Annotated in this window: 20 protein-coding genes; 12 read left to right on the forward strand and 8 right to left on the reverse strand. The window is 72.1% G+C overall.

Going from position 1 to position 22,855, the window contains the following annotated elements:
* The first annotated feature begins 109 nt into the window (after positions 1-109).
* Entirely contained in the window at positions 110-1,105 is a 996-nt protein-coding gene (locus ACZ4MH_RS25665; protein ID WP_351589864.1) for a TAXI family TRAP transporter solute-binding subunit, read from the forward strand.
* Between the two features lie 12 nt (positions 1,106-1,117).
* Here the strand turns inward: ACZ4MH_RS25665 and ACZ4MH_RS25670 are convergent, their stop codons facing one another.
* The 3 genes from ACZ4MH_RS25670 to ACZ4MH_RS25680 all read right to left on the reverse strand — a co-directional run bounded on the left by ACZ4MH_RS25670 (position 1,118) and on the right by ACZ4MH_RS25680 (position 5,830).
* On the reverse strand, positions 1,118-3,574 hold the full coding sequence (locus ACZ4MH_RS25670; protein WP_351589867.1) for a DUF6185 family protein: 2,457 nt from the start codon (positions 3,572-3,574) through the stop codon (positions 1,118-1,120).
* 87 nt (positions 3,575-3,661) lie between these two features.
* Positions 3,662-5,092 carry a HAMP domain-containing sensor histidine kinase gene (locus ACZ4MH_RS25675; protein ID WP_351589870.1) on the reverse strand — a complete coding sequence of 477 codons (1,431 nt, stop codon included), beginning with the start codon at positions 5,090-5,092 and terminating at the stop codon, positions 3,662-3,664.
* Between the two features lie 15 nt (positions 5,093-5,107).
* Positions 5,108-5,830, reverse strand: coding sequence for a response regulator transcription factor (locus ACZ4MH_RS25680; RefSeq protein ID WP_351589873.1), 723 nt, complete (start codon positions 5,828-5,830; stop codon positions 5,108-5,110).
* Positions 5,831-6,139: 309 nt separating this feature from the next.
* Between ACZ4MH_RS25680 and ACZ4MH_RS25685 the strand changes: the two genes are divergently transcribed.
* The 8 genes from ACZ4MH_RS25685 to ACZ4MH_RS25720 all read left to right on the forward strand — a co-directional run bounded on the left by ACZ4MH_RS25685 (position 6,140) and on the right by ACZ4MH_RS25720 (position 13,746).
* On the forward strand, positions 6,140-6,925 hold the full coding sequence (locus ACZ4MH_RS25685; RefSeq protein ID WP_351589875.1) for an amino acid ABC transporter ATP-binding protein: 786 nt from the start codon (positions 6,140-6,142) through the stop codon (positions 6,923-6,925).
* Between the two features lie 55 nt (positions 6,926-6,980).
* Positions 6,981-7,889 (forward strand): glutamate ABC transporter substrate-binding protein, encoded by a 909-nt coding sequence (locus ACZ4MH_RS25690; RefSeq protein WP_351589877.1) that lies wholly within the window; start codon positions 6,981-6,983, stop codon positions 7,887-7,889.
* Positions 7,890-8,040: 151 nt separating this feature from the next.
* A complete protein-coding gene (locus ACZ4MH_RS25695; RefSeq protein ID WP_351589879.1) occupies positions 8,041-8,688 on the forward strand; it encodes an amino acid ABC transporter permease in 648 nt (215 codons plus the stop codon).
* Between the two features lie 73 nt (positions 8,689-8,761).
* Complete coding sequence (locus ACZ4MH_RS25700) at positions 8,762-9,691, forward strand: amino acid ABC transporter permease (protein WP_351589882.1); 930 nt, start codon at positions 8,762-8,764, stop codon at positions 9,689-9,691.
* Between the two features lie 401 nt (positions 9,692-10,092).
* A complete protein-coding gene (locus ACZ4MH_RS25705; RefSeq protein WP_467754702.1) occupies positions 10,093-12,201 on the forward strand; it encodes an FAD-dependent monooxygenase in 2,109 nt (702 codons plus the stop codon).
* A gap of 117 nt (positions 12,202-12,318) precedes the next feature.
* Positions 12,319-12,405, forward strand: a complete 87-nt coding sequence (locus ACZ4MH_RS25710; RefSeq protein WP_351599523.1) for a putative leader peptide — start codon at positions 12,319-12,321, stop codon at positions 12,403-12,405.
* A gap of 487 nt (positions 12,406-12,892) precedes the next feature.
* Positions 12,893-13,366, forward strand: a complete 474-nt coding sequence (locus ACZ4MH_RS25715) for a cupin domain-containing protein (RefSeq protein WP_351599524.1) — start codon at positions 12,893-12,895, stop codon at positions 13,364-13,366.
* Entirely contained in the window at positions 13,363-13,746 is a 384-nt protein-coding gene (locus tag ACZ4MH_RS25720; RefSeq protein WP_351599511.1) for a rhodanese-like domain-containing protein, read from the forward strand. The genes ACZ4MH_RS25715 and ACZ4MH_RS25720 overlap by 4 nt, the downstream gene beginning before the upstream one ends.
* Positions 13,747-14,013: 267 nt before the next feature.
* Here ACZ4MH_RS25720 and recX read toward each other — a convergent pair whose 3' ends face one another.
* The 4 genes from recX to ACZ4MH_RS25740 all read right to left on the reverse strand — a co-directional run bounded on the left by recX (position 14,014) and on the right by ACZ4MH_RS25740 (position 17,604).
* The gene (recX, locus tag ACZ4MH_RS25725) at positions 14,014-14,658 is read right to left on the reverse strand and encodes a recombination regulator RecX (RefSeq protein WP_351599512.1); all 645 of its coding nucleotides are present in this window, start codon (positions 14,656-14,658) and stop codon (positions 14,014-14,016) included.
* 9 nt (positions 14,659-14,667) lie between these two features.
* Complete coding sequence (recA, locus tag ACZ4MH_RS25730) at positions 14,668-15,792, reverse strand: recombinase RecA (protein ID WP_351599513.1); 1,125 nt, start codon at positions 15,790-15,792, stop codon at positions 14,668-14,670.
* A gap of 212 nt (positions 15,793-16,004) precedes the next feature.
* Positions 16,005-17,246 (reverse strand): AI-2E family transporter, encoded by a 1,242-nt coding sequence (locus tag ACZ4MH_RS25735; RefSeq protein ID WP_351599525.1) that lies wholly within the window; start codon positions 17,244-17,246, stop codon positions 16,005-16,007.
* A 163-nt stretch (positions 17,247-17,409) separates the two neighbouring features.
* Positions 17,410-17,604 (reverse strand): DUF3046 domain-containing protein, encoded by a 195-nt coding sequence (locus ACZ4MH_RS25740; protein ID WP_351599514.1) that lies wholly within the window; start codon positions 17,602-17,604, stop codon positions 17,410-17,412.
* 78 nt (positions 17,605-17,682) lie between these two features.
* On the opposite strand from ACZ4MH_RS25740, the gene ACZ4MH_RS25745 reads away from it, so the two are divergent.
* A complete protein-coding gene (locus ACZ4MH_RS25745; RefSeq protein ID WP_351599515.1) occupies positions 17,683-18,606 on the forward strand; it encodes a hypothetical protein in 924 nt (307 codons plus the stop codon).
* Here the strand turns inward: ACZ4MH_RS25745 and ACZ4MH_RS25750 are convergent.
* Positions 18,585-19,832 (reverse strand): PucR family transcriptional regulator, encoded by a 1,248-nt coding sequence (locus ACZ4MH_RS25750; RefSeq protein ID WP_351599516.1) that lies wholly within the window; start codon positions 19,830-19,832, stop codon positions 18,585-18,587. The genes ACZ4MH_RS25745 and ACZ4MH_RS25750 overlap by 22 nt on opposite strands.
* A gap of 201 nt (positions 19,833-20,033) precedes the next feature.
* Here ACZ4MH_RS25750 and ACZ4MH_RS25755 point away from each other — a divergent pair, with 201 nt between their 5' ends.
* Together ACZ4MH_RS25755 and ACZ4MH_RS25760 are read left to right on the forward strand one after the other, a co-directional pair.
* Entirely contained in the window at positions 20,034-21,479 is a 1,446-nt protein-coding gene (locus tag ACZ4MH_RS25755) for an alkyl sulfatase dimerization domain-containing protein (RefSeq protein WP_351599517.1), read from the forward strand.
* Entirely contained in the window at positions 21,476-22,822 is a 1,347-nt protein-coding gene (locus ACZ4MH_RS25760; RefSeq protein WP_351599518.1) for an MFS transporter, read from the forward strand. Before ACZ4MH_RS25755 ends, ACZ4MH_RS25760 begins: the two co-directional genes overlap by 4 nt.
* Positions 22,823-22,855 lie beyond the last annotated feature (33 nt).

A 22,855-nucleotide genomic window follows, 5' to 3' on the forward strand; every position in this document is an offset into this window, starting at 1 on the left:
ATCCGCGTCACGGGGTGCTGCCGCACGGCACGGGGTGCTGCGCACCGCACCAGGGACGGTCGCCGTCGGCCCCTCCCTATCGGGGGCCGCGGCTGGCAGGATTCCGGCCATGGTCCACAGCCTTCCCCGGCCCGGCGGCCGCCGGGCGCTGCAGATGGCGGTCGCGGCGGCGGCCGTCGCCGGCCTGCTGCTGTGGTGCCTGCTGCCGGGCGGGCCGCAGGCACCGGGCGGGCGGGTGACGCTGGCCACGGGGGTGCCCACCGGGGTGTACGCGCGCTACGGGGAGCTGCTGAAGCAGGACCTCGCGCACGACCTCCCGGATCTCGACGTCACGCTGTCCCGCAGCGAGGGCTCCGTCGACAACATCCGCAAACTCGTCTCGGGGCGCGCCGAGTTCACCATCGCGGCGGCCGACGCAGTCGCCACGTACCAGGTCGCCGGCGGGCGGGGCGCGACCGGGCTGCGCGCGTGCGCGCGGCTCTACGACGACTACATGCAGCTGGTCGTCCCCAAGGGCTCCAAGGTCCGCTCGACGCGCGACCTGAAGGGGCTGCGGGTCGGGGTCGGCGCCGACGGCTCCGGAGTACAGCTGATCACCCGCCGGCTGATGCGCGCGGCGAAGCTGGACTTCGACCGGGACATCCACGCGGAGCGGGTCGGCATCGACACGATGCCGCGGCTGCTGGAGAGCGGAAAGCTCGACGCGTTCTTCTGGTCCGGCGGGCTGCCCACCACGGCCGTGAAGCGGCTGGCCGACCGCTTCCCCGTACGGCTGGTGCAACTCGGCGACCTGATCGAGCCGCTGCACGCGCAGGGCAGGGCCAGCCGCTACTACCGGGCGGCGGTGATGCCGGCGGACGCGTATCCGCAGGCGCAGGACGACCGGGCCGTGAAGACCATCGCGGTGGCGAACCTGCTGGTGACCACCGACCGCGAGGACCCCGACCTGACCCGGGCCATGACGCGGACGGTGATAGACAGCCGCGACCGCATCGGCCGCGAGGTGCACGACGCCCAGAAGGTCGACCTGCGCACCGCCGTCTTCACCGACCCACTGCCGCTGCACGAAGGAGCCCGGCGGTACTACGTCTCGGCGAAGCCGTAAGGCTCCGCCCGGTCAAGGCTTGCCCAGCTCCTTCGAGGGCGCGCCCCCGCCGTCCGACAGGAACTCCCAGACGGTGATCAGGGCGACGATCTGCGCGACCACATACGCCACCTGTATGGAGAAATAGCGCATTTGATACACGGACAGCAGGAGTGAGTAGCGGCTGTTCCAGTAGCGCCGCTCGCCCTTGAAAGTGTCGAGGTCCACCGCGGCGCCGGTGAGCGTGAGCACGAGCAGGGCGCAGACGAGGTACAGCACCAGATTTCCCTGCCCCTGGTCGAGCAGCTGGTTTCCCACGGCGTCCACACCGCCCGGCAAGGCGTAGGCCAGCGCAATCGGCAGCGCCTTCGCCGGGCCCCGGCGGCCGGGCAGGAGCCGCCAGAGGGTCCCGAGGGCAAATCCCAGACAGCCCCAGACCACCTCCCAGTACACAGCGCTCACGACCAGGTTCGGCAGGCCGAACCCCCAGTACAGCGTCCTGGTCCAGGCCTCGCCGCTCACGCTGTCGACCCACACCAGGAAACCGCTCGCCGGGATGCCCAGGACGGCGGCGAACGAGGCGGTCCGTACGCCATTGGCCCACCATGTGTCCCGCGGGCCCCAGGCCAGCGCGACGTCCACCACGCTGATCTTCGGGGGCAGCCGGTCCGTCTTCCCGGACGGTGTACGCAGTCGGTGCAGCCCCTTCAGGTCGCGCTCGAAGCCGCGTCTGGTGTGCGCTCCGTCGTCGGACTGCCCCTGGTCCAGCCGCCGCAGCTTGGCGTGTATCTCGCGGTGCCTGCGGGAGTCGTCCATCAGACGGGTGCGCCCCGCTTCGGTGACGGCCTCCGCGAGCGGAGTGCCCGAGGCTTCGAGGCGCTGACAGAGCACCGCACGGCTGCGGCCCGCCTCCAGGAGCAGATGCAGGGCCACGGCATTCAGTGCGATCCACAGCGGTGACAGCACGGCGTCGTAGGCGAAGACCCCCAGGAAGAGCCCAGCACCGGCGGCGAAGAGCAGCAGCACCAGCCGGTACTCCACGCCTTCGGGACCGCGCGCCGGGGCACCGGAGCGCAGCGCGCGGGCACGCAGCACACCGAGGAGGCCGATCAGGGTGAGGAGCAGGGCCCAACCGAACAGCCAGTCCTGGGCGTAGTCGGCGAACCACGCCAGGTTGTCGCCGAGGAAGTCGGCGTGCCGCACCCCGTATCGCGGATCGCTGTGGTCGCTCGGCCACGAGGTGCGGCGCCACTGCCGCTCGGAGGTCCACACATAGCAGCCGACGGCCACGAGGGCGGTGACGGCGGCCCAGGGGGCCACGGTGCGGAGCCTGGGGCGCGGCCGGGACGGCACGTACAGGCCGCCGTCCGCCGCGAGCCTCCTGGCCGCCGCGAAGCCCCCGAGGACTGCGGTGAACACGCAGGCCCCGCCGGCGATCCCGGCGGGGAGCAGTGCCTCCCAACTGCCCGGCGTCCACACACCCAACGCGTACGGCAGGGCGCCGGCCGCGGCGATGCCGGCGGCGTGGACGAACGGCGCCGGTACCCGGCCGAAAGCCAGCAGCAGCCAGCCGAGCGCCAGGCACGTCAGCATCCCGCTCATGGTCCGCAGGCTGAACCAGTCGAGACCGGGGCGGTACTCCTGCAGTGTCTGGAAGACGATCTCGTCCCCATGGATGACCAGGACCACCACGGCCGCGAGCACGCTCCACTGCAGCAGCGTGCGGCTCGCCGCGGCTTCGTCCCCGGCCGGTGGCGCGTGCCGACGCGCGGCCCGGGCCAAGTACAGGGCGAGCACCGCGATGAGCAACTCGTGCAGGAGGTAGCCGGAGCGGTCCAGGTTGCTGAACGGCAGCTTGTTGGCCTGCGCGGACCACGAGCGCACCCAGTCCGGAGCCAGCCGGACGGACACCTCGGGCACCGGCTTCTTCGCACTCGGCTCCCATATGAGGGCCGTGCTGTCCTTTCCCTTGGTGATGCGGGGCGAGACCTGCAGGGCGCCCGGCTCGCCGGGGTCCACCTCGATCCGCCGCCAGTGCGCCTTCTTCAGGGCAGCGGGCGGGTCGAGGCGGACGCGCCAGCGCGCGTGCCCCACCTCGATGCGCCAGGGCCCCGGCTCGAAGCTGCTCCGGTCGTCGATCCAGGTGTATGCGTCGAAGACGACCCGCACGCCGTCCTTGACCGGAACGGCCTCGGGGCTGTCCGGCGGCCGCCATTCGTTCACCTGGTTGATCTGCCGCCCGTCGCCGGGGCGCAGGAGACAGCGCATCGCGGCGCGGTAGGCGTCGCTGTCCTCGCTGAGCAGCAGGTCGCGGGCGCGCGGCCAGCTCAGCGGGACACGCACGGTCAGCCGGCTGGTCACCCTGGTCTGTTCGCGGCCGCCGTGCGTCATCCGCAGGGAAGCCGTGACGTCGGCCTTGGTGAGCGAGCCGGCCGCGCAGCCATCCTTAGGCGCCGCGTACGCCGGCTCCGGGAGGAGAACCGCACACAACAACGCTAAGAAAACCGCCACTTTGATGCCCATCAAGTCCCCCACTCCACGGCAACCCCACCATTGTCGCGGGTACCACTGACAAGATCAGGGCGTCGGCGGCATTCCCTCGTGCGGCCGGTCGCGCGGGACCGTGACGGTGACGCACAGGCCGCGTGGCGCGTTCGGGGCGTAGGCGATCTCCGCGCCGCCCGCGGCGAGCATGGCGCGGGTGATGGACAGGCCCAGGCCGGATCCGGAGACGTTCTGATGGCGGCCGCTGCGCCAGAAGCGGTCGCCGATCCGTTCCAGTTCCTCGTCCGTGAGCCCGGGGCCGTGGTCGGCGACGGTGATCCGGACCCGCTCGCCCTCGGGGGCCGCGGCGACCGTGACCTCCTCGCCGGCCGGGGTGAACTTCAGGGCGTTGTCGACGACCGCGTCCAGGGCGCTGGAGAGCGCCACCGGGTCCGCCCAGCCCGTGACCGCGCCGTGCCCGTCGTACCGCAGCGTCACGCCCTTGTCGTCGGCCAGCGGGCGCCAGGCGTCGGCCCGCTCGGCAGCCAGCGCGGCGACATCGGTGAGCTGCAGGTCGGCGGGGACGTGCTCGGCCAGCGCCAGGTCCAGCAGGCCGTCCAGGACCCGTGCCAGGCGCTTGCCCTCCGTACGAACGGAGGCGATCTCCTCGTTCCCCTCGGGGAGTTCGAGCGCGAGCAGTTCGATACGGAGGAGGAGGGCGGAGAGCGGATTGCGGAGCTGGTGGGAGGCGTCGGCGACGAAGGCGCGCTGCTGCTCCAGCACGTCCTCGACGTTGTCCGCCATCTCGTTGAACGACCGGGCCAGCCTGCGGAGTTCCGGCGGCCCGGAACCGGCGACCACCCGGGACTTCATCCGCCCGGTGGCGATGTCGTGGGTGGCCGCGTCCAGCGTCCGTACGGGCAGCAGCACCCACCCCGTGAGCCGGAACGCGGCCCCGACCGCGACCAGCATGGCCAGCGCCTCCCCCGCCACCAGCCACAGCCAGCCGTGCAGGATCCGCGAACGCAGCTGCTCCGTGGGCGAGTCGGTGAAGACCACCGCGACGACATCGCCGTCCCGGATGACCGGCGAGGCGACCGGCAGCCGGCGGTCGTCCCAGGGCCACGCCTGGTGCGGGTCGTGGCTGCGCCGCCCGGCGAGCGCCTCGTCGAAAGCCTGCCGCCCCTCCCCCGTACTCGGTACCCGCCAGTGCGCGGGCGCGGCGGCCATGGGGGTGCGATCGCGGTAGAAGACACCGGCACGGATGCCGTAGAGATCGTGGTACCGCTGGAGCTCCGTACGGAGCGTGCTCAGCCGTTCGTCCTCGGCGGAGGCCCGGCCGTCGACGCCGGGCCGGGCGGTGACGAACTGCGCCAGTGAGGCGAAGCGCGCCGCGTCGTCGATCCGGTCCACCACCACCCGCTGCTGCTCACCCGCCGCCTGGCTGCCGGCCAGCGGAAAGCCGAGCGCGAGCAGCACACCGGCCAGCAGGACGATGAGGAGCGGGAGGAGGCGGGTGCGCACGGTGCCGGACGACCGTCAGGAGGCCGGGGGCGCGGGGGCGGGCGCCACGAGCCGGTAACCGACGCCGCGCACCGTCTCGATCAGCGCGGGCATCCGCAGCTTGGAACGGAGCGAGGCGATGTGCACCTCCAGAGTGCGCCCGGTGCCCTCCCAGCTCGTCCGCCACACCTCGCTGATGATCTGCTCCCTGCGGAAGACCACCCCGGGGCGCTGCGCAAGAAGGGCGAGCAGGTCGAACTCCTTACGGGTCAGCGGGACCGCGCCCCCGTTGACCGAGACCTGGCGGGTGGCCAGTTCGATCGTGACGGCACCGATGCGCAGCAGGTGCTCGCCGCCCGCCTCCTCGGCCGCCTGCTCCCCGGGGCCGTGCACGTTTTTGCGCCGGCTGACCGCGTGGATACGGGCCAGCAGCTCCCCGGTGTCGTACGGCTTGACCACGTAGTCGTCGGCGCCGAGGTTCAGGCCGTGGATGCGCGAGCGGACGTCGGAGCGCGCGGTCACCATGATCACCGGGGTGCTCGTGAGCTTCCGTATCCGGCCGCAGACCTCGAATCCGTCCTGGTCGGGCAGGCCCAGGTCGAGCAGTACCACCGCGAACGGCTCCGCCGCGTCCGGTACGAGCGCGTGCAGCGCCTCCTCGCCGCTGCGGGCGTGCACCACTTCAAAACCGTGCTTGGCGAGCACCGCGGACAGCGCCGCGGCGACGTGGTTGTCGTCCTCCACCAGCAGCAGCCGCATCGGCCCTCCCCCTCTCACCGGCTCGCGTCGCAGGCCATCAGGGCATCTACCGCGATCGGCGGCGGACCCGTCAAGGGGCAGCCGGTCCAGTACGGACATCTGTTACCCAGCCGGTACCGGCCCGTACGGAACGGACCGTTGCCCTCCGCAAACCGGTCGCCGGGCGCGTCCACGCACCCCGCGCCCCGTTCACCCAGAGTGTCCCTTTGCAGCCGGATCGTTATGCTCAATTTCCGCTCAGATGTACTGACGCTGATCGCGGTGCGTCACTACTGTCCTCTCAACCGAGGAGGACGGAGCTACCCGCCGATGAGCGAAGTATCGGTGACCAAGGACCCCGGGGGCCCCGCCCCGGCGTTGGACGAGCTGGTCGTGCTGACAGGGGTCAACAAGCATTTCGGCGCGCTGCACGTGCTCCAGGACATCGACCTGACGATCAGGCGCGGCGAGGTCGTCGTGGTGATCGGCCCGTCCGGGTCCGGCAAGTCGACGCTGTGCCGCACGATCAACCGCCTGGAGACCGTCGACTCCGGAAGCATCACCATCGACGGCAAGCCGCTGCCCCAGGAGGGCCGGGAGCTGGCGCGGCTGCGGGCCGACGTCGGCATGGTCTTCCAGTCCTTCAACCTCTTCGCGCACAAGACGGTCCTGGAGAACGTGACGCTGGGCCAGCTGAAGGTCCGCAAGGCGGACAAGAAGGCGGCCGAGCAGAAGGCCCGCGCGCTGCTGGACCGGGTCGGCGTGGGCACCCAGGCGGACAAGTACCCGGCCCAGCTCTCCGGCGGCCAGCAGCAGCGCGTGGCGATCGCCAGGGCGCTGGCGATGGACCCGAAGGTGATGCTCTTCGACGAGCCCACCTCGGCACTGGACCCGGAGATGATCAACGAGGTGCTGGAGGTCATGCAGCAGCTCGCCCGGGACGGCATGACCATGGTCGTCGTCACGCACGAGATGGGTTTCGCGCGCTCGGCGGCGAACCGCGTCGTCTTCATGGCGGACGGCCGGATCGTCGAAGAGGCCGAGCCGACGCAGTTCTTCGACAACCCGCGCAGCGACCGCGCCAAGGACTTCCTTTCCAAGATCCTGCACCACTGAGCCCGCAGTGGCCCCCGATGACTGCCCACACCCGCTGAACCGAAGGAACTTCACCATGAGGATGCGTAAGACGGCCACTGCGGCCACTGTGGTGCTCGCGCTGGCCGCGACGGCGACGGCGTGCGGCGGCGAGTCCGGCACGGCCGGCGACAAGCCCAAGGGCGAGAAGGTCTTCAGCGGGACGTACAAGGTCGCGAAGGACGTCAAGGTCGACTCCCCGACGCTGAAGAAGGCCCAGCAGCGCGGCAAGATCATCGTGGGTGCCAAGGCGGACCAGCCGTTCCTGGGCTTCCAGGACTCCAACGGCAAGCGCACGGGCTTCGACATCGAGATCGCCAAGATGATCGCCGCCGACCTCGGCTTCTCCGCCAAGCAGATCGAGTTCAAGACGGTCGACTCCAACGTCCGCGAGACCTCGATCTCCAAGGGCCAGGTCGACTACTACGTCGGCACGTACACGATCAACGACGAGCGCAAGAAGCAGGTCGGCTTCGCGGGCCCGTACTACACCGCGGGCGCTGACCTGCTGGTGCGCAAGGACGAGAAGAAGATCACCGGGCCGGACTCCGTCAAGGGCAAGAAGGTCTGCTCGATCGTCGGCTCCACGCCGCTCCAGGAGATCAAGAAGCCCAAGTACGGGGCCGACACCACGGAGCTCTCCAAGTACTCCCTCTGCGTCAAGCAGCTGCTGGACGGGCAGGTCGACGCGGTCACCACGGACGACGCGATCCTGAAGGGGTACGCCGCGGAGCGTCCCACCAAGCTGAAGCTCGTGGGCAAGCCGTTCACCGAGGAGCCCTACGGCGTCGGCATGAACAAGGACGACAAGGCGCTGCGCGACGCGGTCTCCGACGCGATCGAGGCGCACATCAAGAACGGCGACTACCAGAAGGCGTACGAAGGCACGCTGGGCAAGTCCGGCTCGCCGTACAAGGCGCCGAAGACGCCGCTGCCCCGCTACTGACCGCACCGCTCACCACCGGCCCGAGCCGGCCGCGCCCCGTACGCCCGCCGCGGCGGGCGTACGGGGCGCGCTGCCTCGTGAACGTCCCTGTACGGGGCCGGCGTCCCGCGCCCGTCCGCCGCCACCTTCTCACCGCCACCGCGGAGACCCCATGAACGTACTCCTCGATCATCTCCCGCAGTTCCGCGAAGGCTTCCTGGGGACCCTCGCGCTCACCGCGGCCAGCGGGGCACTCGCTCTTGTCCTGGGCATCCTCATAGCCGGCTTCCGCGTCTCCCCCGTACCGCCGCTGCGCGCCTTCGGCACCGGCTGGGTCACGCTGCTGCGCAACACGCCGCTCACACTGCTGTTCCTCGTCGCGTTCTTCATCGTCCCGCAGATCTTCTTCCCCGGCACGAGCCCGTTCGTGCTGGCCACGCTCGCGCTCGGCTTCTACACCTCCTCGTTCGTCTGCGAGGCGGTGCGATCCGGCATCAACACCGTGCCGCTCGGTCAGGCGGAGGGCGCCCGCAGCATCGGAATGACCTTCTTCCAGACCCTGCGCATGATCATCCTGCCGCAGGCCACCCGCACCGTGATCCCGCCGCTGAGCAGCATCTTCATCGCGCTCACCAAGAACTCCGCGATCGCGGGCGCCTTCAGCAACACCGAGCTGTTCAACGTCTCCAAGCTGCTGAGCGACAAGGGCTTCGCCATCGGCTGGATCTTCCTGTGGATCGCGCTGGCCTACCTGATCATCACCTTCACCATCAGCGGCCTCTTCCGGCTGCTGGAGCGCCGCCTGGAGGTGGCCCGATGAACGCGCTCAGCGAGAACACCCTCACGAAGTGCCCGTCGCCCGAGCGCACGGCCGAGCGAAGCAAGGCGGAAGCATGAGCAGCAGTGTCCTCTACGACGCACCTGGTCCGAAGGCCCGCGTACGCAACCGGGTCTACTCGGTCGTCGGCGCGCTCGCCGTGCTCGCCCTCATCGTGTTCGCCATCATGCGGCTGGCCGCCAAAGGCCAGCTGGCACCGGAGATGTGGGACATCTTCAATTACGCCGGGGTGCGCACCACGATCCGCGACGGCGTCCTGACGACGCTCCAGGTCTTCGCGGTGGCCGCGGTGCTGTCGCTGGTCCTCGGCGTCCTGCTGGCCGTGGGCCGGCTCTCGGACCACAAGCCGGTGCGCTGGCTGACCACGGGCTTCATCGAGCTGTTCCGTGCCGTCCCGCTGCTGATCACGATCTACGTGCTGTGGGTGCTCTTCCTCAGCTACAAGACCGAGTTGGGCTTCACCGGTGAGGGAACGCAGTTCTGGGCGCTGGTCATCGGCCTGACCGTCTACAACGGCTCCGTCCAGGCGGAGGTGCTGCGCGCGGGCATCAACTCCGTGCCCAAGGGACAGAGCGAGGCCGCGTACGCGATCGGCATGAGCAAGACGCAGGTCATGACGTCGGTTCTCATCCCGCAGGCAGTCCGCGCGATGCTCCCGACCATCATCAGCCAGCTCGTGGTGACCCTCAAGGACACCTCTCTCGGCTATGTCATCACCTACCAGGAGCTGCTGTACGCGATCCAGCAGCTGGCCGGCAACACGGTCGTCAACGACGAGAACCCGTACGTGCCGATGATCATCGTCGGCGGTGCGATCTACGTGGCGATGTGTCTGCTGCTCTCCGCGCTCGCCAACTGGATCGAGCGTCGCGGCCGCCGCGCCAAGACGGGCATCGCGGTCGCCGGGGCGGGCCAGCCGCTGGCCGCGGGCGACGCCATGGACGCCATCGACGGGGCGACCACCAGCGGGCCGGCCGGCAAGTAGCAACGCCGTACGCGGACGCATCCCCGCACCCGCCGGACCGATCCCTCGCAGCCTTCCTGGACAGGGATCGACCGAAGCACGGACGAACATGGTTGAGGCAGCGGCCGATGCGCCGCTGCCTCTGTCACTTGACGGGGCACGCCCGCACTGGGTTGCATACGCTGTGTGATCGCGCACCGGGCCTCAACTGCCAGTCCACGTACGTCCCGTAAGAACCTGCGGCTGAGCCCCGGTCAGGTCGGCTCGAGCCGCACGGTGCGCGCTGCCGCCAGACGCCGGACGGACCTCGCGGCGGAACCACCGGTGCCGTCCGGCGGGCCCGCGAGAACACCTGCCGGGCGCCGGACCGCCCGCCGCGGTGCCGCTGTCGCCCCCGACAACCTCCGCTTCCGGGGAGCGTCGTGGACCCGGTGATCGTGGCCGGGGCCGGCCCGGTCGGCCTCTCCCTCGCCGTTGCCCTCGCCCGGCTCGGCATCCCCGTCGTCGTACTGGACGAGACCGACGGCCGCGAAGAGGTCCGGCTCGCCCGTACCGCCGTGCTCCGCCCCGACACCGCCGCCTTCCTCGCCCGCCTGGGCTGCGCCGAGACGCTGGGCGCCGAGGGCACCCGCTGGACGGCCTGGCGCACGATGCAGCGCCGGCGGCTGCTGGACCGGACGGAATTCGCGGGGACGGGGACGGGGGCGGGGACGGCCACCGGCACAGGGGTCGTGGCCGTCAGGGCGGAGGAGGCTGCCTGGACGGAAGGGGTCGTCAGGGCGGAAGGGGCTGCCCGGACGGAAGGGGCCGGAGAAGACGGCTACGCTGCCGACGGTGCCGGTGCCGGTGCCGGTGACGGCCTGGGCGAAGGGCCGGACCGGGGCTCTCGCGGGGGGCCGTCGGCCGCTCACGGAAGGCCGCTCACGGCGCGCGCGCTGACCGGCGCGGCGCACGACGACGGCATGCACGCCTTCCTGTCGCCCATACACGTGCCCCAACACGCCCTCGCCCGCGCCCTCCGCACCGTCCTCGACCACGAACCGCTCGTACAGGTCGTCACCGACAGCCGCGTCGACGAGCTGACCCAGGACCGCGACGGCGTCGGCGTCCACACTCGTGGCCCCAATGGCACATGGTGGCGCGGGAGTTACGTCATCGGCTGCGACGGCCCGCGGTCGACCGTACGCAAGCTGCTGGACATCCGTTTCCCCGGCCGTACCGCCGTCGAACGGCACGCCGTCGCCGCCCTGCGTACCGAACTCCCCTGGCCCGGCGAGGCCTTGCTGCACCGCGCGCCCCCGCGCGGCGGCGCCGCCGGAGCGGGCCGGGCCGGGATCATCGGCGGGCCGGCCGGCGAGGTGACGGCCCGCCCCCTTCCGGACGGCGTCTGGCGGCTGGACTGGCTGCTGCCGCCGGGCCGCGACCTGGTCACCCCGGACGCACTCGTGGCACGCATCCGGGACACGCTGGGGGGCTGGGCGGCCGGTACGGATACGGGCCGCCGGGTCGAAAGGGGCGGAGCCGGCGCGGGAGGAGTGGGCGCGGGCGGAGCCCTCGTGGGCGAGGCCGGTGCCGGAGCGGACGAGGGGACGGGTCCGGGCGGTCGTCGGGACGACGGTGGGGGCGGCCACGGGGGCGGCTCGCTCGTCCCTCCGTACGAACTGCTCGACACCGGGGTCCACGCCGTCCACCACCGGCTCGCGCGGCGCTGGCGCTCCGGGCGGGCGTTCCTCGCCGGGGACGCCGCGCACCTGCTCGGCGCGCTGGGCACACAGGGCCTGGACGAGGGGCTGCGGGACGCCGAGAACCTCGCCTGGAAGCTCGCGCTCGCCTGGCACCACGGCGCCTCGGACACGCTGCTGGACAGCTACCAGGCGGAGCGCAGGAACGCCGTCGCCGCCCGCCTGCGCGCCGCGGACCAGGCATTGCCGTTGCTGCGCGACGGCGGGGCCCGGGGGCGGCTGCGGGGTGTGGTCACGGCGGCCGGGCGCGGGCGGACGTCGCTGCTGACGGACGGGCACCTGGGGCGGGGGCCGCTGGGCGCGCCTCCGGTGTACGACCGGTCGCCGCTGGCGCCCGCCGCCCCGCCGGCCGGCGCGGTCCGGGTGGGCACCGAGCCGGGCGGGCCGGTCGCGGACGTCGCGGTGACGGCGCCCGACGGCTCGACCGTACGGCTGCGGGAGCGGCTGGGGCACGGCCTGCTGGTCGTCCTGGTCGCGCCGGGCACGGGGGTGTGGGACCGCCGGCACTGGATGTCGGCGGGCTTGATGCCGCAGCTGAACGACGCGGTGGCGGCGCTTCCGGTGACAGCGGAAATCCTGGTCGCGGAGTACTACCCGGGCGCCGCCGCCCACAACGTCGTCCTCATCCGCCCCGACGGCCACCTCATCACCACCCTGGCCGGCGTCCGCCCCACCGAACTCCAGGCGTGCGCGCGGGCGCTGTGCGGGGGCGAGGGGGCGAACTCTCCGGATACTTCGGAGAGTTCGGCCCCCGGTGCTGGGCCCGGGTCCGGGTCCGGGCGTGCCTAGTCGGCCATGGGTCCTTGGTCAGCCATGGGGTCCTTGGTCGGCCATGGGGTCCGTAGTCAGCCACCGCTCCCGTCTTGCGATTGACCAGTGCCCGAACCCCATGTTTCACTACGGAGCGTGACAGACACCGACTCGCACTTCTGGCGGAGGGTCCATCTGGACCTGGTCCGCTACGCGGGCTGCGTGTGTCGCCCGTCCTGCTGACCGGACCCCGATCCCTGAACTCGCTGATTTCTGGATCTCCGATTCCGGATCTCCGACTTCTGGATCTCTGATTCCGGTCCCGGATCACAGTTGTCCTTCGCGCGGCGTACCGGCACACCGGCGTACGTGCGTCTCCGAGGCACGCGCCCCACGACGTCAGTAGGCGTCCCACGACGTCCGTAGGCGTCCCCCGACGTCCGTACGCGTGCCTCGCGGAAGCTCACGCCGGAACAGACGTATGCGCCGAACCAGGCGTATGCATTCGGCCGCCCGCCGGTTCACACCGCTCGCCGCGCGCTCCCTCGCGACCTCCAGGACGGTCCTCGTGCCCGACGTACGCAGCTCCATCTCCCTGCAAGCTGTCCCGTACCCCGCCCAGCAGCACTCCTCATACCAGCCCACCACCGACGACCGAGGCTCCGGCAACGACCGAGGCTCCAGCGAGGGCCGGGGCCCCAGCGAGAGCGGGGGCCCCAGCGCCGCCGACCTGCTCGACTTCGTCCGCCGCACCGCCGCCGACGCCGACCTGATCGCCTCCCTCCCCCTCGACCCCGAGGGCCGCACCTGGATCCGGCTGGACGGGCCGGGCGGCAGCGAGGCGTGGCTCATCGGCTGGCCGCCCGGAACGGGCACCGGCTGGCACGACCACGGCGGTTCGCGGGGCGCCTTCGCCGCCGCGGCGGGCGAGCTGACCGAACAGTCCCTCGCCGTCCGGCTGCCCACCGAGGGCTGGAAGACGCTCGAACTCGCGGCGGACGTGGACCGCGAACGACGGCTCAGCGACGGCCGCGGCCGGGCCTTCGGCCCCCACCACGTGCACGAGGTGTTCAACGCCTCGCCGTCCGCCCATGCCGTGTCCGTACACGCCTACTACCCGCCGCTCCCCCTGATGCGGCGCTACAGCCGCAGCGGCGCCGTACTGCGGCTCGAGGAGATCGAGCGTCCGGAGGAATGGGCATGAGCGCGATCGACGACCTTCTGGCGCAGGCCCGCGCGGAGCTGGACCGGGTGGAGCCCCACGAGGCCGCGGCCGTCCAGCGGGACGGCGGGCTGCTGGTGGACATCCGTTACGCGGCGCTGCGCGAGCGGGACGGCACGATCCCGGGCGCGCTGATCGTGGAACGCAACGAGCTGGAGTGGCGGCTCGACCCGACGGGGGACCACCGCGCGCCCGAGGCCACGAGCCGCGACCTCCGCATCGTCGTGATCTGCAACGAGGGATACGCCTCCAGCCTCGCCGCCGTCTCCCTCCGCCGACTCGGCCTGCACCGCGCCACCGACCTCACCGGCGGCTTCCAATCCTGGCGCACGGCCGGCCTACCGGTGAACCCACCTCGGTGACCGGGGGCCTCCTCGGAGCTGGGCCCCTTCCTCAGGGCTGGAGCCCTTCCTCGGGGCTGGACCCCTTCCTCGGGGCTGGACCGCTTCCTCAGGCCCGTCTCCCCCGGGGGGCCCTCCCCCCCCGCCCCCACCCCTCCCAGTCCCTCGTCCCTCCGTACTCGCTCAGCCTTGAGCGCCGGGCTCAGCGCTCATCCCCGAGCGCTGAGCGCAGCGCTCGCCCCAAGCGCTCATCCCCACGCGCTCGACGCCGCACCGCGCGTACTCGTCTCAGCCCCCCGGCATGTACTCGTCGAGGAAATCCGCGGCACCCGCGTCCGCGTCCTCCTCGGCGGCTTCCGCTTCGAGGGCCGTGCGGACGACGCGGAGGGCCAGGCCCTCCGGGTAGCCCTTGCGGGCGAGCATGCCCGCGAGGCGGCGCAGGCGCTTGTCACGGTCCAGCCCCCGCGTGGACCGGAGCTTGCGGTCGACCAGTTCTCGGGCGGTCTGCTCCTCCTGTTCCGGGTCGAGCCGTCCGACGGCCTCGTCGATCAGCGACGACTCCACGCCCTTCGTGCGCAGCTCCCGGGCGAGCGCGCGGCGGGCCAGGCCGCGGCTGTGGTGCCGGGACTCCACCCACGCCCCGGCGAACGCCGCGTCGTCGATCAGCCCGACCTCCTCGAAGCGGGAGAGCACTTCTTCGGCCGCCTCGTCGGGGATGCCTCGCTTCTGCAGCGCGTCCGCGAGCTGCTTCTTCGTGCGTGGGTTTCCGGTGAGCAGGCGCAGGCATATCGCCCGCGCCTGCTCCTCGGGTGTGCGCGGCGGCCCGTCCCCGGCCCTCGACGAGGCCGGGCCACCGCTGTCCGGGCTGCCGCCATCGGCGACGGGCGCGGCGTCGTGCTCGCCGCTGTCGGGCCAGTGCGTTCGGCGGGTCACGGCGGAGGACTAGCTCTTGGCCGCTGCGGCCTTGACTGCCTTGGCGCCCTTGGCCGCGGGGGCCGGGACGGCCTTGGCAGGCTCGGCCGGCGTTTCGGCCGCCGCGTCCGCACCGGGCTCCGCCGACAGGTCCGCGGGCTTCACGCCGATGCCCAGCTTCTCCTTGATCTTCTTCTCGACCTCGTTGGCCAGGTCGGGGTTGTCCTTGAGGAAGTTACGGGCGTTCTCCTTGCCCTGGCCGAGCTGGTCGCCCTCGTACGTGTACCAGGCGCCGGACTTGCGGATGAAGCCGTGCTCCACGCCCATGTCGATCAGGCCGCCCTCGCGGCTGATGCCCTGGCCGTAGAGGATGTCGAACTCCGCCTGCTTGAAGGGCGGGGCGACCTTGTTCTTCACGACCTTGCAGCGGGTGCGGTTGCCGACCGCGTCCGTGCCGTCCTTGAGGGTCTCGATACGGCGGATGTCGATGCGCACCGAGGCGTAGAACTTCAGGGCGCGGCCACCGGTCGTGGTCTCCGGCGAGCCGAACATCACGCCGATCTTCTCGCGGAGCTGGTTGATGAAGATCGCGGTGGTCTTCGACTGGTTGAGCGCGCTGGTGATCTTCCGCAGCGCCTGGCTCATCAGCCGGGCCTGGAGGCCGACGTGCGAGTCGCCCATCTCACCCTCGATCTCGGCCCGCGGCACCAGGGCGGCGACGGAGTCGATCACGATGAGGTCCAGCGCACCGGAGCGGATCAGCATGTCCGTGATCTCCAGGGCCTGCTCCCCGTTGTCCGGCTGGGAGAGGATCAGGGCGTCGGTGTCGACGCCGAGCTTCTTGGCGTACTCGGGGTCGAGGGCGTGCTCGGCGTCGATGAAGGCCACCTGGCCGCCGGCCTTCTGCGCATTGGCGACGGCGTGCAGGGTCAGGGTCGTCTTACCGGAGGATTCCGGGCCGTACACCTCGACCACGCGGCCGCGCGGGATGCCGCCGACGCCGAGGGCCACGTCGAGCGCGGTCGACCCTGTCGGGATGACCTCGATGGGGTCGTTCGGCCGGTCACCCATGCGCATCACTGCGCCCTTGCCGAATTGCCGTTCAATCTGTGCGAGTGCGGTGTCGAGCGCCTTCTCGCGGTCAGTGCCTGCCATGGGTTCCACCCGGTTCGCTTGAGTCGATCGCTTCACGTCCATGACGCTAACGCCTGCCACTGACAATGCGCCCGGACCCGGCCCCGGCCTGTGGATAACTTCCAGGGAACCCCCAGAAAATAGGGGCCGTAGCCCTCATAAGAATGGATGTTCGATTTTGGTGTCAAGCGCACCACGCCGCGCCAGAGCCCCGGGCCGGGCCCCGGAACCGCTCAGTCGTCGCCGGGCCCGTCGTCCTCCCGGCGCCGGTCGGTGCCGGGCTCCCCGTCCGCTCCCCGGTCCTGCTCTCCCGTCCGGTCCTCTCCCTCGGACCGCCGGCGTTCGTCCAGCGGCGCCTCCGTCTGCTCCGCGTGGAGGATGTGCCGCACCTTGGCCAGGAGCGATGCGCCCCGTCTGCGGCGGCCGCGCCCCAGCACCCGCGGGTCGTCCGTGACCTCGTACCGCTTGACGTACGCGCCGAGGAAGCCCTGCAGCGTCGCCGTCGCGGGGATGGCGATCAGCGCGCCGACCGCGCCCAGCAGCGCCGTGCCGGCGATGACCGACCCGAAGGCGACGGCTGGGTGGATGTCCACGGTGCGCGCGGTGATCCGCGGCTGCAGGAGGTAGTTCTCCAGCTGCTGGTAGACGACCACGAAGCCGAGCACCCAGACCGCGTACCAGGGGTTCACCGTGAAGGCGATCAGCATCGGCAGCGCGCCCGCGAGATACGTGCCGATCGTCGGGATGAACTGCGAGACCAGGCCGACCCACATGGCCAGCGCCGGCGCGTACGGCACGCCGAGGATCTCCAGCAGGACGTAGTGCGCGATGCCGGAGATCAGGGCCATCAGGCCGCGGGAGTACAGATAGCCGCCGGTCTTGGCGACCGCGAGCTCCCAGGCGCGCAGCACCTCGGCCTGCCGGGTGGGCGGCAGTACGGAGCACAGCGCGCGGCGCAGCCGGGGGCCGTCGGCCGCGAAGTAGAACGAGAACAGCGTCACCGTGAGCAGGTTGAACAGCGAGCCCAGGACGGTCGCGGAGACGGCGAGGACGTTGTTGGCGCTGTCCTGGACGTACCGCTGCAGCCAGTCGGAGTTCAGCAGGTTGTTCTGCACCTCCACACGCGAGAGGTGGGTGTGGAAGGTGTCGTTCGTCCAGCTGATCACGGAGTCGAGGTACTGCGGGAACTCGCCGACCATGGTGGCGATCTGACCCGCCAGCATGGAACCGAGCAGGGTCATGAACCCCACCCCGACGATCAGGATGGCGAGGAAGACCAGCGCGGTGGCGCCGCCGCGCCGCATGCCGCGCGCCGCCATCCAGTCCACCGCCGGCTCGACGGCCAGCGCCAGGAAGAACGCGATGAGGATGTTCAGCAGCAGCGAGATGAGCTGGTGGAACGCCCAGCTCGCCAGCTGGAAACAGGCCAGCAGGGCGAGTGCCAGCACCATCGCGCGCGGCAGCCAGCGCGGCATCCGCGCAGCACTGCGCGGAGCGTTCGGTCGTCGGTCGTCGGGGCCGGTGGGCTTCGGAGTCGCGGACACGGCTCAAGTCTCGCCTACGGGTCGGACATCGCGGGCCCTGACCCACGTCACGGGTCGGATCTGCGGGGAGGCGGAGCCGGGTGGCGCGGTGCGGTCAGCGCTTCTCGTACGGCACGTCCATGACGGCGCACACCACGCGCCAGACCTCCTTGGCGCTCCAGCCCGCGTCGAGCGCCTCGTGGACGGTCCGGCCGCCCAGGTCGGACATCACGTAGTCGCGCGCGAAGGAGTCGGCGTACGCCGCGCCGAAATGGTCCGCCATCCGCTGCCAGAAGTCCGTCAACCGCATGACCCCAGTATCCCGCCCTGAGAGTGCAGCCGTGCGCGAGCCGCTGACCGGCCGCGGGTTCCGTCCTACCGTCGGGCCATGGCCGAAACCGCAAGCCCACCGACGACCCCTCTGGCGCGCGCCGAGCGCTTCATCTGGCTCACCGCGCGGGTCCTGGAACAGCGCCGCTTCGAACATCACTTCCTGGGCGGGAGCGCGGACGCCGTTGAGACCGCGCTCGACGCGTACCGCAACGACGACAACGGGTACGGGCACGCCCTGGAGCCGGACCTGCGCGGCCCGGTGAGCCAGCCGCTGCACACGGCGCACGCGCTGGGGGTACTGGACGCCATCGGGCGCTGCGACGGCCGCCGGGTGGAACAGGTCTGCCGCTACCTGACGCACATCTCCACCCCCGAAGGTGCGCTGCCTGCCCTGCACCCTTCATTGCGCGGCTATCCGGCGGCGCCCTGGATCCCGGTGGTGGACGATCCGCCGAGCGATCTGCTGGCGACCGGCCCGGTGGTCGGGCTGCTGCACCGGAACGAGGTGTGGCACGCCTGGCTGTTCCGGGCGACGGACTACTGCTGGCAGGCGGTGGAGTCCCTGGAGAAGACGCACCCGTACGGCGCGGAGGCCGCGCTGCGGTTCCTGGAGGGCGTGCCGGACCGGGCGCGCGCCGCTGCCGCCGCCGAGCGGCTGGGCCGGCTCGTACGGGAGCAGGAGCTGGTCGTCGTGGAGCCGGAGCGGGCGCACGAGATCCCGGTGGCGGAGGGGTACGCGCCCGGGGAGCACCACTTCGCGTACGACTACGCGCCCACGCCGGCGTCCCCGGCGCGCGGCTGGTTCACGGACGCGGAGATGGACCGGGCGCTGGACCACCTCGCCGCTCTTCAGGAGGAGGACGGCGGCTGGCCGCTGAACTGGCGGGCGTGGGCGCCGGGCACCGCGCTGGAATGCCGCCCGATGGTGACCCTCAAGGCGCTGCTGACGCTGCGCGCCTACGGGCGCGACATCGGCTGACCCGCCCCCGAGGGCGAGCGGCCGGGGCGCTCCTCCGAAGGCGGTTCCGGAGCGCTGTCTCTGAGGAGCAGCGCGCACAGGGCCAGGGTGGTGCCCCGTGGGGAGGCCAGGTCGATGCCGGTGAGTTCGGCGATCCGGGCGAGGCGATTGTCGACGGTGTTCGGGTGCAGCCCGAGTGTCCGTGCGGTCGCACGGCGGTCCTGGCACGTCTCCAGGTGGGCGCGCAGGGTGTCGGTCAGTTCGGGGCGGCCGTCGAGCGGGTCCAGAAGGGCGGCGATCATCGGGCTGCTCTCGTCGCGGCGCGAGAGGTGGTACTCGAGCAGCACGTCGGCGAGCCGGTGGAGCTCCGGGGGCCGTCCGGAGGCGTGCGCGATGCGGATCACCTCGGAGGCGGTACGGGCGGCGTACGGGACGCCTCCGGGGCTCTCGGCCCGTGCGGCGGCACAGCGCACCGGGCCGCCGTACGCGCGGGCCAGCCGACGGGCCAGGCCGTCGGCGGGTTCCGGTGCGCCCGGTACGAGCGCGTGGCCGCCCGCGGCGTCCAGGCTGAGGAGTACCTCGGTGCCGAATTCGCGTTCCAGTGCGGTCTGCAGGCGCCGCAGGCCGCGGCGGACCGCGATCGGTGCGGGGGCGGGGCCGTCGGCCGGCGGGAGGCGCAGCGCGAGGACCGTGACGGGGCCGTCCAGGCCCAGTTCCTCCAGCGCGTCCCGGTCGGCGGCCGGCGCGCCGTCGATCAGGGCACGCGCGAGTGTGCGCCGTTCCTCGCGCCGTTCGGCGTCCAGCGCGGCGCGTTCGTCGAGGTAGGTCTCGGCGACCGCTCCGATGACGCTGCCCTGGTTGCGCAGGAGGAAGTCGGCCAGTTCGGCGAGGGCGGCCTCCTCACCGGGGCGGGCCTCGTCGCGCAGCGTCTCCCACAGGGCGTAGGTGCCCAGCGCGTGGGTGCGCAGCAACAGGTGCAGCGGCAGCCCCTCCTCCGCGCGCTGGGCTGCGCGCTGTCTGAAGAGCGCATGGTCGCCGTGGCGGCCGTCCTGGCCGCGTGCCCGCCGCATGAAGAGGCGCAGCCCGTGCCGCGCGGTGGCGGCGATCTCGACGTCCTTCATGTCGTCGGGCAGCTCGGCGTATCCGGGGATGTGCGCGAACACGTCTCCGGACATCTCGCGGGCCAGCTCGTTGACCCGCGTCTCGCAGCGCAGGGCCAGGTCGCGGGCTGCGTCGGACAGCGGCACGCGCGCCTCCTTCCTCCGGGTGCGGCCCCGCACCGCACCCGAAGGGCAGCGGGGGTTGTGACGCGTCACAGTACCGGCGCCGGGGCGGTGTGACGGCGCCGGATGTCATCGCGTACGTACGCGGCCCAGACTCGGTGGTCCGGCCGCGAAAGGCCGCGGCGTACCGGCCGGCATCCGACCCCTCGTAAGGAGCCGTTTTCTATGACGCAGCACAGCCTCGACGACTATCTCGCCTATGTGGACCGTGTCTGGCAGGGGCAGGACACCCTGCTCGCCCACCTCACCGGGGCGTACACGGGGGACACGCTGGTGCGCATCGGCGAGCGGACCGGGTTCCTGCCCGCGTTCGCCAACGTGGCGGTGTTCGACACCGGGTCGGACGGGCTGGTGCTGGTGGACTCCGGGGACGTCCGCACGGCCGGACAGTTGCACAAGGCGGTGACGGCGTTCGGCGCGGCGACGGACGGTGCGCCGCGCAAAGAAGTGCGCAGCGTCGTCTACACGCACGGGCACGTGGACCACGTCTTCGGGATCGGCCCGTTCGACGAGGACGCGCGGGCGCGGGGCGTGGCCGCTCCCGAGGTGGTCGCCCATGAGGCGGTGGCCGCGCGCTTCGACCGCTACACGGAGACGGCCGGCTACAACTCCTGGATCAACCGGCGGCAGTTCGGGGTGCCGGGGCTCGACTGGCCGACCCGTTACCGCTACCCGGACACCACCTACCGGGACCGGCTCACGCTGCGCTACGGGGACCTGACGTTCGAGCTCTTCCATGCGCGCGGCGAGACGGACGACGCCACCTACGTGTGGATTCCGGAGCTGAAGACGCTGTGCACGGGTGACCTGTTCATCTGGAACTCGCCGAACGCCGGCAACCCCCAGAAGGTGCAGCGCTACCCGGAGGACTGGGCGCGTGCGCTGCGCGCGATGGCGGAGCTGGGTGCCGAGGTGCTGCTCCCCGGGCACGGTGTGCCGATCGTCGGCGCGCCCCGGGTCGCGCAGGCCCTCGGGGACAGCGCCGAGCTGCTGGAGTCGCTGTGCACCCAGACGCGCGAGCTGATGAACGCCGGGCTGCGCCTGGACGAGGTACTGCACGGGGTCAAGGTCCCGGCCGAGCTGCTGGCGAAGCCGTATCTCCATCCCGCGTACGACGAGCCCGAGTTCGTGGTCCGCAACCTGTGGCGGCTGTGGGGCGGCTGGTACGACCAGAACCCGGCGCACCTCAAGCCCGCGCCCGAAGCGGAGCTGGCCGCCGAGCTGGCGGAGGCGGCGGGCGGCGCCGTCGCCCTGGCGCGCCGGGCGGCGGACCTGCTGGGCCGAGGGGAGCTGCGGCTGGCCACCCATCTGGCCGAGACCGCGGCACTGGCGGCGCCGGAGGACCGGGAGGTGGCCGGGGTCCGCGCGGAGGTGTACGGGAAGCGGGCCGCCGCCGAGTCCTCCACGATGGCCCAGGGCGTCTTCCGGTGGGCGGCTGCGGAGTCGGCGGCGGTCGTCGAGGGGTCCGACCTCACCACGGAGCTGACGCGCAGCGAGGGGGGCCGTAGGCGGGCGGCCGGCGGCATCTCGGTCGGCGTCGTGGCGGACGAGGACGGCTGCTCGTGCGGCTCAGCGGCGGACAGCGGGACGGCGCCGGAGACCGTTCGGTGACCTCCGCCGCCGAGTCCGCGCCGGCCGTCGTACCGGGCGCGGTCGCCGCCGTACGGGGCCGGGCCTGGCGCACGACGTGGCTGCTGCTGGGCTTCATGCTGGTGAACTTCGCCGACAAGACGGTCATGGGCCTGGCGGCGAACCCGATGATGCACGATCTCGGGCTCACCCGGGAGCAGTTCGGCACGGCGTCCTCGGCGTTCTTCGCGCTCTTCAGCCTGGCGGCGCTGGCCGGGTCGTTCCTCACCCGCACCGTGCGCACGTCCGTACTGCTGCTGGGCATGGCACTCCTGTGGTCGGCCGCCCAGCTGCCGATGCTGGTCGGCGCGGCCGGCTTCGGGGTGCTGGTGGCCACGCGCGTCCTCTTGGGCGCGGCGGAGGGCCCGGCGTCCCCGGTGGCACTGCACCACCTGTACGGCTGGTTCGAGCAGAAGGACCGCACGCTGCCGACCGCGGTGCTGCTGACCGGTGCGGCGGCCGGGGTGGCGGTGGCGGCGCCCACCCTGGGCGTGGTGATCGACCACTGGGGCTGGCGGTGGGCCTTCGGGGTCGTCGGTCTCGTCGGCCTCGGCTGGGCGGCGGTGTGGCTGCGGTACGGGAAGGAGGGGCCGCTGGCGCCTCCGGTGGGCGGGCGGCGCACCCCGGGGCCCGTTTCCGCGGGCGCGGCGGTCACGGGGGCCGCGGCCGCCGTCCCGTACCGGAAGCTGCTGCTGTCGGGGACCTGGCTGGCGGCGGCGCTGGGCTCGTTCGCCGCGTACTGGACGCTGTCGGCCGGGCTGACCTGGTCGGCGGACTACTTCCAGGAGGTGGGCGGGCTCTCGTTGCGCGGCGCAAGCCTGTTGATCATGCTCTCCGCGCTGTCCAAGGGGGCCGCGATGCTGACCCACGGGGCGCTCGTCCAGTGGTCGGTCAAGCGGGCGGCGGCCGGACTGCCGCCGCGCCTCGCCTGGTCCTCCGGCGTGAAGACCGGCCTGGTGATGATCCTGGCGGGCGTGGCCATGGTGGGGTTCGCCGCGACGGACGTGCTGTGGCTGAAGATCGTCCTGCTGCTCGGGCCGATGGCCGTCACGGACATCGTCCTCACGGTCGCGGCGACCGCGGTCTCCCGGATCTCCCCCGCCGACCGGCGCGGCGTCACCCTGGGCGCGCTGACGGGTGTGTTCGCCCTGGCGGGCGTGCTGGCGCCGCTCGTCATGGGGCACATCGTGGACACGGGCACGACCGTCGCCTCCGGGTACTTCGGCGCGTACGTGCTGATGGCCGTACTGGTGACGGCAGCCGGGGTGGCGGTCACGCTCCTCCTGCGCCCGGAACGGGACGCGCGCAGGCTGGGCACGGAGTAGAGACCCGGCGGCGGCGGGCGTACGGGGGTGGCG

It is taken from the genome of Streptomyces sp. NPDC026301 (genome assembly GCF_055567935.1).